Annotated in this window: 18 protein-coding genes; all 18 read right to left on the bottom strand. The window is 46.2% G+C overall.

Translation table 11 applies throughout. The features are described from left to right. Position 1: 1 nt before the first annotated feature. The 18 genes from uppS to fliQ all read right to left on the bottom strand — a co-directional run bounded on the left by uppS (position 2) and on the right by fliQ (position 16,382). The gene (gene uppS / locus AC1RRX_RS10715; protein WP_007611457.1) at positions 2 to 784 is read right to left on the bottom strand and encodes an undecaprenyl pyrophosphate synthase; all 783 of its coding nucleotides are present in this window, start codon (positions 782 to 784) and stop codon (positions 2 to 4) included. Between the two features lie 125 nt (positions 785 to 909). Then, positions 910 to 1,467 (bottom strand): ribosome recycling factor, encoded by a 558-nt coding sequence (gene frr, locus AC1RRX_RS10720; protein ID WP_003154212.1) that lies wholly within the window; start codon positions 1,465 to 1,467, stop codon positions 910 to 912. A gap of 2 nt (positions 1,468 to 1,469) precedes the next feature. Beyond that, on the bottom strand, positions 1,470 to 2,192 hold the full coding sequence (pyrH, locus tag AC1RRX_RS10725) for a UMP kinase (RefSeq protein ID WP_003154213.1): 723 nt from the start codon (positions 2,190 to 2,192) through the stop codon (positions 1,470 to 1,472). 145 nt (positions 2,193 to 2,337) lie between these two features. Then, positions 2,338 to 3,219: a translation elongation factor Ts gene (gene tsf, locus AC1RRX_RS10730; protein WP_007611455.1), complete on the bottom strand. Its 882-nt coding sequence runs from the start codon at positions 3,217 to 3,219 to the stop codon at positions 2,338 to 2,340. Between the two features lie 99 nt (positions 3,220 to 3,318). Then, positions 3,319 to 4,059, bottom strand: a complete 741-nt coding sequence (gene rpsB / locus AC1RRX_RS10735) for a 30S ribosomal protein S2 (RefSeq protein ID WP_003154215.1) — start codon at positions 4,057 to 4,059, stop codon at positions 3,319 to 3,321. A 143-nt stretch (positions 4,060 to 4,202) separates the two neighbouring features. Beyond that, complete coding sequence (locus AC1RRX_RS10740) at positions 4,203 to 4,670, bottom strand: DUF6115 domain-containing protein (protein WP_040238143.1); 468 nt, start codon at positions 4,668 to 4,670, stop codon at positions 4,203 to 4,205. Between the two features lie 27 nt (positions 4,671 to 4,697). Beyond that, positions 4,698 to 5,462 (bottom strand): RNA polymerase sigma-28 factor SigD, encoded by a 765-nt coding sequence (sigD, locus tag AC1RRX_RS10745; protein ID WP_003154217.1) that lies wholly within the window; start codon positions 5,460 to 5,462, stop codon positions 4,698 to 4,700. A 26-nt stretch (positions 5,463 to 5,488) separates the two neighbouring features. After that, complete coding sequence (cheD, locus tag AC1RRX_RS10750; protein ID WP_003154219.1) at positions 5,489 to 5,989, bottom strand: chemoreceptor glutamine deamidase CheD; 501 nt, start codon at positions 5,987 to 5,989, stop codon at positions 5,489 to 5,491. Further along, complete coding sequence (gene cheC, locus AC1RRX_RS10755) at positions 5,986 to 6,615, bottom strand: CheY-P phosphatase CheC (protein ID WP_003154222.1); 630 nt, start codon at positions 6,613 to 6,615, stop codon at positions 5,986 to 5,988. The genes cheD and cheC overlap by 4 nt, the downstream gene beginning before the upstream one ends. Before the next feature lie 15 nt (positions 6,616 to 6,630). Beyond that, entirely contained in the window at positions 6,631 to 7,104 is a 474-nt protein-coding gene (gene cheW, locus AC1RRX_RS10760) for a chemotaxis protein CheW (protein ID WP_003154225.1), read from the bottom strand. 22 nt (positions 7,105 to 7,126) lie between these two features. Next, complete coding sequence (gene cheA / locus AC1RRX_RS10765; protein WP_144464357.1) at positions 7,127 to 9,130, bottom strand: chemotaxis protein CheA; 2,004 nt, start codon at positions 9,128 to 9,130, stop codon at positions 7,127 to 7,129. Between the two features lie 5 nt (positions 9,131 to 9,135). Further along, complete coding sequence (locus AC1RRX_RS10770; protein ID WP_007409791.1) at positions 9,136 to 10,203, bottom strand: protein-glutamate methylesterase/protein-glutamine glutaminase; 1,068 nt, start codon at positions 10,201 to 10,203, stop codon at positions 9,136 to 9,138. Continuing rightward, on the bottom strand, positions 10,200 to 11,093 hold the full coding sequence (locus tag AC1RRX_RS10775; RefSeq protein ID WP_007409790.1) for a MinD/ParA family protein: 894 nt from the start codon (positions 11,091 to 11,093) through the stop codon (positions 10,200 to 10,202). The genes AC1RRX_RS10770 and AC1RRX_RS10775 overlap by 4 nt, the downstream gene beginning before the upstream one ends. After that, positions 11,090 to 12,181: a flagellar biosynthesis GTPase FlhF gene (flhF, locus tag AC1RRX_RS10780; protein ID WP_007409789.1), complete on the bottom strand. Its 1,092-nt coding sequence runs from the start codon at positions 12,179 to 12,181 to the stop codon at positions 11,090 to 11,092. The genes AC1RRX_RS10775 and flhF overlap by 4 nt, the downstream gene beginning before the upstream one ends. Continuing rightward, complete coding sequence (gene flhA / locus AC1RRX_RS10785) at positions 12,181 to 14,214, bottom strand: flagellar biosynthesis protein FlhA (protein ID WP_007409788.1); 2,034 nt, start codon at positions 14,212 to 14,214, stop codon at positions 12,181 to 12,183. Before flhA ends, flhF begins: the two co-directional genes overlap by 1 nt. A 33-nt stretch (positions 14,215 to 14,247) precedes the next feature. Continuing rightward, on the bottom strand, positions 14,248 to 15,327 hold the full coding sequence (flhB, locus tag AC1RRX_RS10790) for a flagellar biosynthesis protein FlhB (RefSeq protein ID WP_007409787.1): 1,080 nt from the start codon (positions 15,325 to 15,327) through the stop codon (positions 14,248 to 14,250). Next, a complete protein-coding gene (fliR, locus tag AC1RRX_RS10795) occupies positions 15,327 to 16,106 on the bottom strand; it encodes a flagellar biosynthetic protein FliR (protein ID WP_003154233.1) in 780 nt (259 codons plus the stop codon). Before fliR ends, flhB begins: the two co-directional genes overlap by 1 nt. A 6-nt stretch (positions 16,107 to 16,112) precedes the next feature. Continuing rightward, complete coding sequence (gene fliQ, locus AC1RRX_RS10800; RefSeq protein WP_003154234.1) at positions 16,113 to 16,382, bottom strand: flagellar biosynthesis protein FliQ; 270 nt, start codon at positions 16,380 to 16,382, stop codon at positions 16,113 to 16,115. Between the last annotated feature and the right edge of the window lie 2 nt (positions 16,383 to 16,384).

The raw sequence follows: 16,384 nt of genomic DNA on the forward strand, positions 1-16,384 counted from the left end.
TCTAAATTCCGCCAAACCTCCGGCCCCGCTGCTGAAATTCTCCCACTGCCTGCAGAAAGTGATCTTCTTTAAAATCGGGCCACAGGACATCTGTAAAAACAAATTCACTGTAAGCCACCTGCCAAAGCATAAAGTTGCTCAATCTGATTTCTCCGCTCGTTCTGATGAGCAGCTCCGGGTCCTGGATTGATTCTGTCATTAAATGCCCGGAAAAGAGCGCTTCATCAATGTCTTCGATATTCAGCGTGCCGCTTTTCACCTGTTCAGCCAGTGCTTTTGCCGCATTGACGATTTCCGTGCGTCCGCCGTAGTTCAAAGCGAAATTGAGAATCAGCCCGTCATTTTGTTCTGTATCTTTTACGGCCTTCTCAATCGCCCTGTACGTATGAGAAGGGAGCGCGGATTCATCTCCGATAATTTTCACCTGTACATTTTCCTCTATTAATTCAGGAAGATACGTATTCAGGAACTCTTCCGGAAGCTTCATCAAAAAGTCGACTTCCATCTTCGGGCGCTTCCAGTTCTCCGTTGAAAACGCATAAAGAGTCAGAACTTTAACGCCGAGCTGACTTGCGAGCTTTGTCACCCTTTTTACCACTTTCATTCCTTCATGATGTCCTGCAATCCGAGGGAGTGAACGCTTCTTCGCCCAGCGTCCGTTTCCGTCCATAATAATGGCAATGTGTGCGGGAATTTCACCCTTCAGTATGTCTTCTTTTGTATACCGTTCTAAGTTGGAAGCCGCATTCTGCTGATTCTTCCAATTTTTGAGTATGTTGAGCATGAGATTCCTCCGTCACCCAAAAAGGTTGCGTTGCTGATGATCAATGTAATCAACAGTATTAACAAAAAAACCCCCTGTAAACATGAGAGGGTCTTTTCACATTATCTATTGTACATAGTTTTTCATTAAACTTCCATGATTTCTTTTTCTTTGTCCTTCGTGACGCTGTCAATTTTTGACACATATTCATCTGTCAGCTTTTGAACGTCTTCACTGGAAGCACGAAGCTCGTCTTCTGTGATGTCTCCGTTTTTCTCAAGTTTTTTGAGGTCATCGTTGCTGTCACGGCGGACATTACGGACTGCTACTTTCGCTTCTTCCGCGTATTTTTTCACGACTTTGACAAGTTCTTTACGTCTTTCTTCCGTCAGAGCCGGGATCGCGATGCGGATAATTGTGCCGTCACTTGTCGGCGTTACGCCAAGATCAGCTTTCAGAATCGCTTTTTCAATATCACCGATTGCCGTTTTGTCATACGGTGTGACAACAAGCATACGCGCTTCAGGCACATTGATGGAAGACAGCTGGTTTAAAGGTGTTTGGGCACCGTAGTATTCTACTGTCACTTTATCCAATAGAGATGGGTTGGCACGTCCTGCGCGGACTGACGCCAATTCACGTGAATAAGCGGCAACCGCTTTTTCCATGCGTTCTTTTGTTTGTGTTAATACTTCGTTTGACAACGTTATTTCCCCCTTACGATCGTTCCGATTGATTCGCCGATTACGGCACGCTTAATATTTCCTTCTTCCATAATAGAAAAGACGATCAGCGGAATATCATTATCCATACATAGTGAAGAAGCCGTAGAATCCATGACTTCCAGCCCGTCTTTTAACACATCGAGATAAGATAATTTTTCGTATTTAACGGCTGACTCATCTTTTCTCGGATCAGCATTATACACACCGTCGACATTATTTTTCGCCATTAAGATCACGTCCGCTTCGATTTCAGCGGCACGCAGCGCTGCGGTTGTGTCCGTAGAGAAATAAGGGTTTCCTGTTCCCGCGGCAAAAATAACAACGCGTTTTTTCTCCAGGTGGCGGATGGCTTTTCTTCTGATGTAAGGCTCAGCGACCTGACGCATTTCAATTGATGTCTGCACTCTGGACTGAATTCCGAGCGTTTCCAGGCTGTCCTGCAGGGCAAGTGAGTTCATGACAGTAGCAAGCATGCCCATATAATCGGCCGTCGCACGGTCCATTCCTAAGTCACTGCCCGTTTTTCCGCGCCATAAGTTGCCGCCGCCTACGACTACGGCCACTTCGACGTCAAGCTCAGCGATTTCTTTTACCTGTTTAGCGATGGATTGGATGACAGTCGGATTAATGCCGTTTCCCTGCTCTCCTGCCAATGCTTCTCCGCTAAGCTTTAAAACGATACGATTGTATTTTGGTTTTTCCATAATAACCTCCAAGTGTAAACATTGCCGTTTCCTATTATGCAAGAGAAAAAAAGGTTTGTAAATATAGTTTTAAAAATAGGGAACACAAGTAGTGTCCCCTATACTGCCTGAAAAGCCGCGAAAGATTCGCCAAGGCTTTCCGCCATTATTTTTTCACTTGGTTCATAACTTCTTCAGCAAAGTTTTCTTGGCGTTTTTCAATACCTTCTCCAACTTCGTAGCGGACGTAAGTTTTAACAGATGCGTTTTTCGCAGCCACAACTTGTTTCACTTTTTCGTCTGGGTTTTTAACGAAAGCTTGGTCTAATAAGCAAATTTCTTCGAAGAATTTGTTCAGACGGCCTTCAACCATTTTAGCTACGATGTTTTCCGGTTTGCCTTCTTGAAGAGCTTGCTGAGTCAGAATCTGACGCTCATGGTTTGCTTCTTCTTCAGACACTTGGTCGCGGGAAATGTAACGAGGATTTACCGCTGCAACATGCATCGCAATGTCTTTTGCAAGATCTTCGTCAGTTGTTCCGCTAAGAACGGATAATACGCCGATGCGGCCTCCCATGTGAAGGTAAGCACCGAACGCTTCGCTGTCTTCTTTTGAAATAACAGCAAAACGGCGAAGAGTGATTTTCTCTCCGATTTTAGCAACGTTGCTTGTGATGTATTCTTCAACAGTAGAACCGTTTTCCATCTTTTGACCCATTGCTTCTTCAAGATCAGCAGGAGCGTTTGCAAGAAGGTGGTCAGCAAGCGTGTTCAGAAGCTCTTTGAAGCCTTCGTTTTTCGCAACGAAATCAGTTTCAGAGTTTACTTCTAAGATAACGCCTTTGTTGCCGTCAGTTTTAATAAGAGTAGAACCTTCAGCAGCGATACGGTCAGCTTTTTTAGCCGCTTTCGCAATTCCTTTTTCTCTCAGAAGGTCGATTGCTTTGTCCATATCTCCGTCAGTTTCAGTCAATGCTTTTTTACAGTCCATCATACCAGCGCCTGTTTTTTGACGCAGTTCTTTTACCTGCTGTGCAGTAATAGCCATTTGAATTCCTCCTTATATGTGTAAACAAGATATGTATAGATACATTTTTCTTGAAAAAAGGTGATAAAAGGCAGTCCCTCTTATCACCTTTTGATTAGGTTACGCAGTTGTCGTTTCTGTTTCAGGTGCAGTCTCTTCAGCAGCTTCCGCTTCTTCTTCGCCTTGCTTCGCTTCAAGAATAGCATCTGCCATTTTAGAAGTAAGAAGTTTGACAGCGCGGATTGCGTCATCGTTTGCAGGGATTACGACATCAATTTCATCAGGATCACAGTTTGTATCTACGATTCCGATGATAGGAATGTTCAATTTGCGAGCTTCCGCAACAGCGATGCGCTCTTTGCGAGGATCGATGATGAATAATGCATCAGGAAGATCCTTCATGTCTTTAATTCCGCCGAGGAATTTTTCAAGACGCTCTAATTCTTTTTTCAATTGAACAACTTCTTTTTTCGGAAGTACTTCAAATGTACCGTTTTCTTGCATTTTCTCGATGTCTTTCAGACGCTTAATGCGTTTTTGGATTGTTTCGAAGTTTGTCAGTGTACCGCCCAACCAGCGTTGGTTGACATAGTACATGCCAGAGCGTACAGCTTCTTCTTTAACAGAATCCTGAGCTTGTTTTTTTGTGCCGACGAAAAGGATTTTTCCGCCTTCAGCAGCAAGGTTTTTCGTGAAGTTGTAAGCTTCCTCTACTTTTTTCACTGTTTTTTGAAGGTCAATGATGTAGATTCCGTTACGCTCCGTGAAAATGTAACGCTTCATTTTTGGGTTCCAGCGGCGTGTTTGGTGGCCGAAGTGAACACCAGCTTCAAGCAATTGTTTCATAGAAATAACTGACATGTGATTTCCTCCTAATAAAATGGTTTTTTTCCTCCGCTTAGGTCATTTTTGTGCAGAACTGCCGTTTGCAGCACCCTCTGCATAAATCGTTAAGCGTGTGTATTTAACACCAAGACATAATATAACACAGCTTTATGCGACAATCAAGAATCCTTTACAGCTTTGCCGCGAAATTTTAAAAACAGCTCGATTTCTGTCTTTCCGCTCTGCATCCGTTTGGCGATTTCCGCGGGGGTGAGCCCTTGTTCATATAATTCTGAAACACGTTTTTCAAACGAATGCGCACCGTTGTTTTCATCACTTTCAGCCCGTTCCGTTGCACTGATGAGCTTTTCCATGTGGTCCGGAATATCAGGCTCTTCTTTCGGTTCCGGCCGGGGTTCGGCATCTTCTGCGTCCGGCGCTTGACGGCTTTTTGCGTCTTCGAGTCTTTCATTTTCTTCTTTCAGCTCAAGCAGAAACGCTGCAAGGGTGTTTTCCGTCTCTTCAAGAATCTTCTTCTGCTGGCGCTCCGTCTCCTTGAGGGCTGAAAACCTCGTGTACAGAATAATGACGGCATAAAGCAGTACGCCGTGAAGCACAAAGCTTAAAAGCCATAATAGTGTTGACATGTTTTTCACTCGCTAACCATGAGTTCATTATTGAATTACTTTTTCAAGCAGATGCTTTAATTTAAACAGCGCCTTTGAATGAATCTGTGAAATCCGCGACGTCGAAAGGTTCAGGACTTGTCCGATCTCGGTCAAAGTCAGTTCTTCTTTATAGAATAAACTGACGACAAGCTGCTCTTTTTCAGAGAGCTCGTGAATTTTGCCCGCAAGCTGAGCGATCAGCTCGTCCTTCATGATTTTTTCTTCCGGCGGCACATTTTTGTCATCTCTGATCATCACTTGAATATTCTCACCGTCATCCTGGTCGTGAAGCTTTTCATCAATTGATAAGAGATTGGCAAAAAAACCTTCATTCATCGTTGATACTACGTCCTGCTCCGTCATCCCCAGCTCTTCTGCGATCTCTGAAGGCGTCACATTCCGAAGGTAGCGCTGTTCAAGTTTTTCGATCGCCGCTTCGACTTTTTTTGTCTTCTCCCGTGAAGTTCTGGGCAGCCAATCTTCTTTACGCAGCCCGTCGATGATTGCACCGCGAATTCTAAACGAGGCATAGGTATCAAATTTTAAATCCCGGCCGGGGTCAAATTTTTCCAGGGCATCATATAAACCAAGCATACCAAGGCTCATTAGATCGTCTTTATGCACCGATTTCGGCAGTCCGACGGAAATTCTGCCGACATGATATGTGACCAGCGGCATGTAACGGCGCATTAAATCATCACCGGCTTTAGGATCTTTCCACTCTTTCCAGCGCGACCAAAGCACCTGATCTTCATAATTCAAGGATTGCATTGTTATCCCCCTACCTCATACCTTTATTAAATCGTTGTTTCACCTTGTTTAACAGTTCGAATGTGCAGCATGCAGGACTTTGGCTCAAATTCAATCGTCCGGCCGCTTGAGCCGCCCGTATCTTCACTGATGACCGGAATGTTATACAATGAAAGCTGCTCTTTGATGGCCGCTACATTCCTCGGACCGATTTTCATCAGGTCGTTCGTCATTTTAAACTTAAACATCTCCGCTCCCCCGGCGAGTTTTGCCTTCAGGGCAAACTTGCGGCAGCCGGCTTTCAAAAGCATATCAATCGTCATCTTAACGGCGGTGTCCGCGTATTTTGCACGGTTGAGCTCCGCCGTTTTTGATAAACCGGAGTCCGGCAGCATGACGTGAACGAGTCCTGCCGTTTGTTTGTCTTTATCGTATAAAACCAGCCCTACGCATGAACCGAGTCCCGAGGTCCGGATTTTATCCGGGTAACGCGCGACTTGAACATCCGCAATCCCCACTTTAACGACTGCGGCTTCCGCACGGCTCATAAAGCCGCACCCAATGAGACGAAGAGCTTTTCAAAAGAATCATAGTCCGGGAGCATAAACATGTGGGCTTTGAGCTCCTGCCGGCTGCCCTGGTCAAAAATAGAAGTATCCACGACAATGGCATGTTCTCCGACTTGGCTGAGCTCCATCAGCCCTTCACTGATAACCGCGCCGAACATATCAAGTGAGATTTCCGGCACGCTCGGGTAAATCTCAAGCTTTGTCAAATCAGCCAATGCCGTTAAATAGGAACCTGCTAAAATATTGCCGAACTCATGTAAAGCAGAAGAACTCAAATGATCTTCGCCCAACTGGTCAATATCAAAATCCGGATTTCCGATCAGCTCTCTGATAAACTGTTCCGCCTGATGAAAAGGCATGATGAGAAAGATAGAGCCGGTCATGTCGCCTTCCATTCTTAAAAAGATACTGGCGACCGGCGTTTCAGCCCCGCCGAAAAAATCAGCGAGCTCATCAAATGTCAATAAAGTCGCAAACGGCACTTCCATGTCTATCTTTCTGTTCAGCAGCTGAGCCATTGCAGAAGCCGAGTGACCCGCCCCGATATTTCCGACTTCCCGCAAAATATCCATCTGCTCTTCTTTGATCGCTTCAAACTTACTCATGTTGTCTTTTCCCCTTTAAGCATTAGGCTCTCCGGACGCAGATGCCGAAGCACCTTTATCCAGCACCGCATGCGCATCGATAATATTGAGGAGCCTGTTATCTTGCTTGACGATCTGTTTAATCCACACATCCGTTTCCTTTGTCTGGCTTTCAGGCGCGGATTCGATTTCATTTTCATGTACGGTGATGACGTCATTGGCCTCATCCACGACCCATCCGACATCGGCGTCACGATAAGAAATGATGATAATCCGAGTCTCTTCTGTGATGTCCTGTTCAGGCTGATTCAGACGTTTTCTTAAATCAAGAACCGGGGTAATCACTCCGCGCAGATTGATAACGCCGCGGATATAAGATTCCACACCCGGGACCCTCGTCGGTTTTTGCCACTTTTCAATTGATTTCACCTGGGAAACTGAGATAGCGTATTCTTTCCCGTTTATCATAAACACAATCATTTTTTCACCTGTCTTGATTTCAGCAGTCATTCGGGCACCTCCTCGTGTCGTTTTAGTAGATCAGCGCATTGCAATCAATAATCAGCGCCACTTCTCCGTTTCCGAGAATCGTAGCGCCGGAAATCGCAAAGACGTTCGTCAAATAGTCGCCGAGTGATTTCAGTACGACTTCCTGCTGTCCGATAAAAGAGTCCACGACAAAAGCAGTGGATTTATCGCCCTTTTTCACGACGATTACATGGAACTGATCGGCATCCTGTTTTGAATCCGTAATGCCGAATTCTTTTTTCAGATAGACGATCGGAACGATTTGGCCTCTGAAATCAATCACTTCTCTGTCATGCGTCTGCAGGATATCTTTCTTATCAATAACAGCCGTCTCTATAATAGAAGAAATCGGTATCGCAAACGTCTCTTCTTCCAGTTTAATGAGAAGAACGGATATAATTGAAAGTGTCAGCGGAAGCTGGATACTGAAAAGAGAACCTTGACCTTCCGCGGATTTGACACTGACAGAGCCGCCGAGTGATTCGAGTTTATTTTTTACGACATCCAGGCCGACGCCCCGCCCTGAAATGTCAGAAATTTGATCGGCAGTCGAGAAGCCCGGAGCAAAAATAAGCTCGTAAATCTCATTATCTTCAAGCGTTTCAGCATCACGTTCGGTGATTACACTCCGCTCGAGCGCTTTTTCAAGAATTTTCTTTCTGTTCAGGCCGGCCCCGTCATCTTCAACCTCAATAAAGACGTGGTTGCCGCTGTGATATGCCTTAAGCACGACATGACCTGATTCCGGTTTTCCTTTATTCACCCGCACTTCAGGCGATTCAATGCCGTGATCGATGCTGTTTCTGATTAAATGGACAAGCGGATCGCCGATTTCATCAATCACCGTGCGGTCCAGCTCCGTTTCAGCTCCGATGATGGACAATTCGATTTTCTTGTTTAATTCCTTTTGAAGCTGGCGGATCATTCTCGGGAAACGGTTAAAGACGGTTTCTACCGGCACCATCCGCATATTAAGAATAATAGACTGAAGGTCGCCCGAGATTCTGGTCAGGCGTTCAACAGTTTCAGTCAGCTCATTGTGGTCAAGCTCTTTGGCGATCTGCTCAAGACGTCCGCGGTCAATGACAAGTTCTTCAAAAAGGTTCATTGAAGAATCCAGTCTTTCAATGTTGACGCGAATCGTTTTCGAGCCGCTGTGATGCTTCGGCTGTTCTTCCGTTTTCGCTTGCGGCTTAGGCTGTTTCTCAGCCTTTTTAACCGGAGCTTCCTTCACCGGTTCAGCCGCTTGCGGTTTTTCGGCCGTTTTTAACGGCGCACCGGCAGAAATTTCGACATTCTCCACTTCTGAAATGCCGCTGATGAGTTCTTTAATTTCTTCAGCAGGCTGCTTTGTCAAGAAACACACCTGAAAATCCGTTCCGAAATCTTCCGTCTCAAGCACTTCCGCGGCGGGTATTGTTTTTGCGACTTCCCCGGCTTCATTCAGCTTTTCAAATATCATGTACACGCGCACGGCTTTGAGCATGCAGCTTTCATTCAGGGAAACCGTTATTTCATAGCGGCTGAATCCTTGCTCTTCCGCCTCTTCAATAACAGTCCGTTCGAACTCATCATAATTCCATTCAGTTGAAGCCGGCGGTTCTGCTGTTTCGGCTGAAGCCGCAGTCTCATGCACCGCATTTACGTCGAGCTTCGCACTCACTTCAGAAATATCACGTTTGCCGTCTCCTCCGTCAATAATGGACTGCACCATCTCTTCAAGATGATCAAGCGCTTCAAACAGCACATCCAGCCAATCTGATGTAACGGGCATTTCTCCGTTGCGGATGGCGTCCAGCACATTTTCCATCAGGTGGGTTAAATGCGCCAGATCTGTATATCCCATCGTTGCGCTCATGCCTTTCAGCGTATGGGCAGCTCTGAAGATGTCATGCACAAGCTGAAGGTCTGCCGGATCTTTTTCCAACAGCAGCAGCTTTTCGTTACATGTCTGTAAGTGCTCTTTACTTTCATCAATAAAGACATCTAAATATTGATTCATATCCAATTGATTCACACCCTCTCTTTTTTCACACATCCGGTGATGGATGCCGCGATATCTTCCACATGTTTAATCTCATGAATGAGGCCCGCCTTTATCGCTGACTTCGGCATTCCGAACACAACACAGGATTCGTCCGATTCCGCAATCGTTTTAACGCCGCCTGTTCTGAGCATTTCTTTTACGCCCTCGGTTCCGTCGCTGCCCATGCCGGTCATAATGACGGCTACCTTTTCGTAATCGGATAAGCGGCTTGCCGACCGAAACAAATAATCGGCCGAGGGTTTATGCCGGCTTTCCGTATCATGAACGTCAAGAATGATGCGGAGCCTTCCGCCTTCCTCTGCAACCGTCATATTTTTTCCGCCGGGCGCGATGTACACCCATCCGTCTTTCGCTTCTTCACCGTTTTCCGCTTCTTTGACCTGAATATCTGACAAATGGTTGAGTCTGTCTGCAAGTGAAGCGGTGAAGCCTTCAGGCATGTGCTGAACGACAAATACAGGCGCCTTTAAATCCTTCGGCAGTTTCGGAATCACCTTTTGCAGAGCCCGCGGTCCGCCTGTAGAGGTCGCGATGAATACGGCCTGCTTGGCGGATTTTGCTTTCGGTCTTTCAAATCCCGCCAAAGCCGGACGTTCCGGGATAGAAGACTCTTTCACTGCCGCCTCAGGTTTTTGTGCGCGGGACAGCCCGGCTGCAATCACCCTCTCAATCAGCTGCTCTTTAATTTTATAAAGATCAAGTGAAATCGCTCCGGAAGGCTTGGTGATAAAATCAAAAGCGCCCATTTCCAGGCAGTTGATCGTTCGGTCCTTCCCTTGCTGTGTCTGGCTCGATACCATGATTACGGGAAGTTTATATATGCTGATGATCTTCCGCAATGTATCCGTTCCGTTCATGACCGGCATTTCAATATCAAGCGTGACAACATCCGGTTTGAGAAGCTCTATTTTCTTCAGCGCCTCTTCCCCGTTTCTGGCTGTCCCGATGACTTCTATCTGCACTTCCGCAGCCAGAAAATCGGTAATCATCTTTCTCATAAAAGCTGAGTCATCAACGACAAGCACACGAATCACTGTAAAGTCCTCCTCAATAAAAAAGAAGATAATCTCTCAATAAATGCCGGTTTCTCTTCTCTTGGTTTGTTTTCTTCCGTTTGAAACAAGACATCCGTCAGAAGACGGACGGACCTGCTGGCTTTTGCTTGAGGACTTTTTATTAAAAAAGGCACCTGATCAATGACGGCTTGGCTTACTAGCGGGTCATCGGGTATGGAGCCGGCGAAACGCACCTCCGCGCCTAAAAACGTGTGAATTGCATGAGAAAGGCGGTTGTACGTGTCCAGCGCCTGTTTTTGGGCGCGGGCGCGATTGACGGCAATGTTTACGGTCAGCCGTTCATCCGCGAGCAAAAGATGTTTGATCGCGCTGTAGGCATCCATAATGGCCGTCGGCTCAGGCGTTGTCACGGCGAGAATGTCTTCCGCCGATAAAATAAACGGCAGCTGTTCTTTTGAAAGTCCCGCTCCCATATCAAACAGAACGTAATCAAAATCGCCTAATACAGCGGAAAGACCATTCATAAAAGCCGACCACTTCTCTCCATCTGCTTGATAGATCGCCTCAAGCCCCGTTCCTCCGGATATGTAGCGAAGGCCTTTCGGACCGGAGGAAAGTGATTGAGCCAACGCGTGCCGATTCTCCATCACATCAATAATGGTGCGGGAAGAAGCAGCGCCGATCAGCACATCAATGTTGCCCATTCCGATGTCAAGATCAATGATGAGTGCTTTTTTTCCTTTTTCCTGCAGGGCAACTGCCATGTTTAATGTTAAATTAGATTTTCCGACGCCGCCTTTACCGCTGATGACGGCTAATGTCTTCGCTTTTTTCTCATAAAGCTCCGGCTTGATCATTTGCCGCTCTCTCATTTTCCTTCTTAATGACTCTGCCTGATCGGGTTTCATGTCAAAAGCATCCTTACAAACTCTTTTGGTGAAGCCGATAGGATGTCTTCAGGCACATCCTGTCCATTTGTCAAATAGGCGGCGCCGATTCTTGATTCCGACAGCACTTGAAACACGGAGCCGAGTGAGGCGGTTTCATCCGTTTTCGTGAAAATGAATTGATTGACCGGCACACCTGAAAACTGTTTCAGCACCTGTTTCATATCGTCATATTTTGCAGATGCCGATAATACGAGAAAGGATTGTAAGCCTGATTCAAACGGAATCATCTCTTGTAATTCCGTAATATACTGCTCTTCTTTAAAGTTTCTACCGGCTGTATCAATGAAAACATGGTCATATTCAGCGAATTTTTCCAGTGCCTTCAGACATTCTTCCTTTGAATAGCATACTTCAAGAGGAGCCTGAAGCAGCTCCGCATATGTCTTCAGCTGCTCGACCGCGGCAATCCGGTAAGTATCCGTCGTCATAAAGGCAATTTTTTTATGCTCTGTCAGCATTGATGAGGCCGCGAGTTTCGCAAGTGTAGTCGTTTTGCCGGCCCCGGTTGAACCGAAAAGCACGACGTATTTTGATTGAATCCCTTCCTGCCACCTGTCTGCCGAAGGGAGTTTTTTCACTAACAAATCCTGCAGTTTGGAGCTGACATTATCTTCAGTTAAATCTCCGGAAACAATTGAAGAACGGAGCAATTCACTGAGTACGGCGTTTTGCGTATGATCAGGAAGCCCGGCTTGCTTCAATAGTCTCTCGGCTTTTTTTAATGGTTCAGGGAACACTTCTTTAAAATGCGCCAGTTCGCCGGAAATACTTTGATCCGGAAGGCGCGGCGGCTGAACAGGCTCAGCTTTCTCCGCCGTTTTCGTCTTTTTCATTTCTTCAGCGGCAGCCGGCGGCGTTTTTCTCGCTTCCCTGACGTCACGATCTAAAACCGCTATCACTTCGACGGCCTGCTGCGACCGCAGCCCCAGCCATTTTCGTTTCTTTACTTGTTTGGAATGTAAAATAACGGCATCATTGCCGAGTTCCTTTTTGATTTGCTTCGCGGCATCCTGCATTGAAGCGGCTGTAAATTTTTTTATTTTCATTAAATATCCACCACTCCAATGCTCTGTACTTCAACATTTGCTTCCAGCTCATTATAAGAAAGAACCGGAAGATCAGGGAAATACCGTTCTAACAGCTGTTTTACATACATTCTGACAGCAGGCGAGCAAAGAAGAATCGCCGACTCCTGGCGGATGGAAAGCTGCTCGGCCTCTTTAGCGACAGAACGGATGATGCTGTCTGAAACCTCAGGGTCGAGTGACAGGTAATTGCCCTGTTCAGTCTGCTGTACCCCGTCTGCAATCGCTTTTTCCACCCGGCCTGAGCATGTGATGACCTTCAGCGTTTCATGCTCTCTCGCATATTGTGCCGTGATTTGTTTGGCAAGCGACTGTCTCGCGTATTCTGTCAAAAGGTCTGAATCTGTCGTTAATCTTCCGTAATCGGCAAGAGTTTCAAAAATGGTCACCAAGTTTCTGATTGAAACTTTTTCTCTCAGCAATTTGGCAAGCACCTTTTGAATATCGCCGACAGAAAGAGGGTTTGGCGTGACTTCCTCAACAAGCACAGGATAATTTTCCTTCAGATGATCGATCAGCTGCTTTGTTTCCTGTCTGCCGACCAGTTCATGGGCATGCTGCTTAATTTTTTCTGTAATATGCGTAGATACGACTGACGCCGGATCAACAACTGTATATCCCAGCATGTCCGCTTCATCTTTTGCAGCTTCACTGATCCATTTTGCGGGAAGTCCGAACGACGGCTCTATCGTTTCAATTCCTTCAATGACGTCATCTTCAGGCGTCGGTGACATCGCTAAGTAATGATCCAGCAGGAGCTCTCCTTTAGCGACTTCATTGCCTTTAATTTTCAATCTGTATTCATTCGGCTGGAGCGCGATGTTATCCCTGATGCGCACAACCGGAATAACAAGTCCCAATTCAAGCGCAAGCTGACGTCTGATCATGACGATGCGGTCAAGAAGATCACCGCCCTGCCCCGCGTCTGCAAGCGGCACGAGTCCGTATCCGAACTCAAATTCAATCGGATCAATATGTAAAAGCTGCACAACGCTTTCCGGGCTTTTCAGTTCATCCGCCTGAGCCTCTTCTTCAAGAATTTCTTCCTCTTCTTCGCTCGGCTTATCCGCTTTGGACAGCATGTAAGCGCCGAATGCAAGCAGACCGGCGATCGGCCCCGTCAGCAGAATGCCGATCGGTGTAAGAAGACCGAGCAAAAGTACAGTTCCCGCGGCTACATACAAGAGCTTCGGATAAGCAAACAGCTGGCCTGTAATATCATGACCGAGGTTTCCTTCAGATGCCGCTCTCGTCACGACAATCCCTGTAGCCGTTGAAATGAGCAAGGCCGGCATTTGAGAAACGATACCGTCACCGACCGTCAGCATTGTAAAGTGAGACGCAGCTTCTTGTATGCTCATCCCCTGCTGCAGCATGCCGATTACGATTCCGAAAATAATATTGATCATCACGATGATGATACCCGCGATGGCATCCCCTTTGACGAATTTGCTCGCACCGTCCATGGCGCCGTAAAAATCCGCTTCCCGGGCGACTTTTTCACGTCTGTGCTTTGCATCCTGCTCCGTAATCATGCCGGCATTTAAATCCGCGTCAATACTCATTTGCTTTCCGGGCATCGCATCGAGCGTAAATCTCGCCGCCACTTCCGATACCCGCTCGGCGCCTTTTGTAATGACGATAAACTGAATAATAATCAAGATAATGAAGACAACAAGCCCTACCAGCACATTTCCGCCGACAACGAAATTCCCGAATGTCTCAACAACCTTTCCCCCTTCTCCGTGAGAAAGAATCGAACGTGTCGTCGACACATTGAGCGAAAGCCGAAACAGCGTCAATAACAGCAGCAATGACGGGAATATCGAGAATTGCAGCGGTTCTTGCATATTCATTGTGGTGAGAAGCACGATCAACGCAAGAGAGATATTAATGATGATCAAAATACTTAACAACCATGGAGGGAATGGAATCACCAGCATTGCCACAATGAGGACAACACTTATTAAAACCGATAAATCTCTTGTTGACATGCTGTTTTTCTCTCCTTTTGAATCTGAAATTCACTATACTTTTTGTTTCGTTTTATATACATAAGCCAAAATTTCCGCAATGACTTTGAAAAACTCTTCCGGCACGGCCTGGTCAATGTCAACCTGATCATATAACGCACGCGCGAGCGGCCTGTTTTCAATCGTCATGACATCGTGTTCTTTGGCGATCTGCCTGATTTTTAATGCGAGATGGTCCACCCCTTTGGCAACAATGTAAGGGGCGTCCATTTTCTTTTCATCATATTTTAAAGCTATCGCATAATGGGTCGGGTTGGTGATGATGACATCCGCTTTCGGCACTTCCTGCATCATCCGCCTCATCGCCATTTCCCGCTGCTTCTGCTTAATTTTGGACTTGATTATCGGATCACCCTCCGATTTTTTGTATTCATCTTTTATATCCTGCTTTGACATTCTGATATTTTTCTCATAATCAAAACGCTGATATAAGTAATCAAGCCCGGCCAGCAGCATTAAAGCCCCTGATCCCGCAAGCCCCATCCAAAGAGTGAGCTTGGAAACGAAAGTGAGCACTTCCGCAGGAGTCAAAAGCGGAAGGCGGAGAATATCGCCATAATGCAGCCAGAGCACCATAAAGGCGGCAAAACCGACCACAGTAATCTTCAAAATGGATTTGACCAGTTCAACAATCGCCCTCATACTGTAAATCCGCTTAAATCCTTTCAGCGGGCTGAGCTTATTCAAGTCAGGCTTGAGGACTTCCGCAGAAAACAGAAAACCCACCTGCATGTAATTGCTCACGACACCTGCCACAAGCGCGACCAGCATAATCGGCGCGAGGATGAGGCTGATATCTTTCACCGTATCCACGAACAGTTCATGCACGGCAGATGCAGACAGATGTAATGATATCGATTTCGTATAAAACGTTTTAATAAAGGACAGCAGCCTGTCCCGCATATAAGGACCGAGCGCGATCAGCGAAAGAAAGATAATCAGTAAAGAAACGGCTGTATTCACATCCGTACTTTTCGCGACCTGTCCTTTCTTTCTTGTATCCTTCCGTTTTTTCGGCGTGGCTTTCTCCGTTTTTTCACCGGCAAAGAATTGCAGATTCAGTCTGAGCCTCATCATGTCACACCGACCAATGCCAATAGATTCCGCATGGTTTCAACGGTAAGGCTGAAGATGTTGCGGACAACGACAAACATCACCGCCATACAAACGATCAGCATAATAAAGCTCACGGCTATTTTCAGAGGAAGCCCGACAACGAAAACATTCAGCTGCGGCACCGTTCTCGCCACGATACCGAGCGCCAAATCAACTAAAAACAGACTGGCCACAACCGGCGCAGACATTTGAAAAGCGATAATAAACATGGCATTGAAGCTTTTTGCGATAAAAAGTCCAAAGTGATCATTTCCAAACGACGGAAATGCCTGATCAAGCGGGATATACTGAAAGCTGTAATAAATCCCGTCCAATAAAAGATAATGGGCGTTTACGCTGAGCATAAATAACAGCGCCAGCGTATAAACGAATTGTCCGATCAGCGGGCTTTGCGTTCCTGATTGCGGATCAATGACATTGGCGATGGAAAAGCCCATCTGAAAATCAATAAAGGAACCTGCTATCTGAATGGCTGTCATCATCATGAAAGCGATCAGCCCGAGGCTCAAGCCCACAACGGCCTCTTTTATGACAAGCAGCATATACTGTTCCCCTATTTCTATTTCCGGCGCATGTTTCAGCGTGCTGAAGCAGATCACCGAAAGAAAAAAAGCAAAGCCGATTCGGTGAACCGCCGGCAGATTCCGATGTCCGAACACCGGCACCGTTACAAAAAAAGCAGAGATTCTGATAAAGACCAATAAAAAAGCGGGAAATAAATCAATGATGGAATTCATTTGATTCTACCCTGCAAATCGGTTCAGATGAGAAAACAGATCAGTTGTGAACGAAAGAATCGTCGACAGCATCCAAGGACCGAAAAAGATCAGTCCAAGCATCACCGCCACGATTTTCGGAATGAACGCAAGCGTCTGTTCCTGGATTTGAGTTGTCGCTTGAAAGATACTGACGAGCAAACCGACGATCAGCGCGATCGCAAGCAGCGGCCCGCTGATCATTAGTGTTACATATACGGCTTTTTCCGCCATGGAAATTACAAATTCTGAACTCACAA

It is taken from the genome of Bacillus sp. GW821-FHT11D08 (assembly GCF_058808515.1).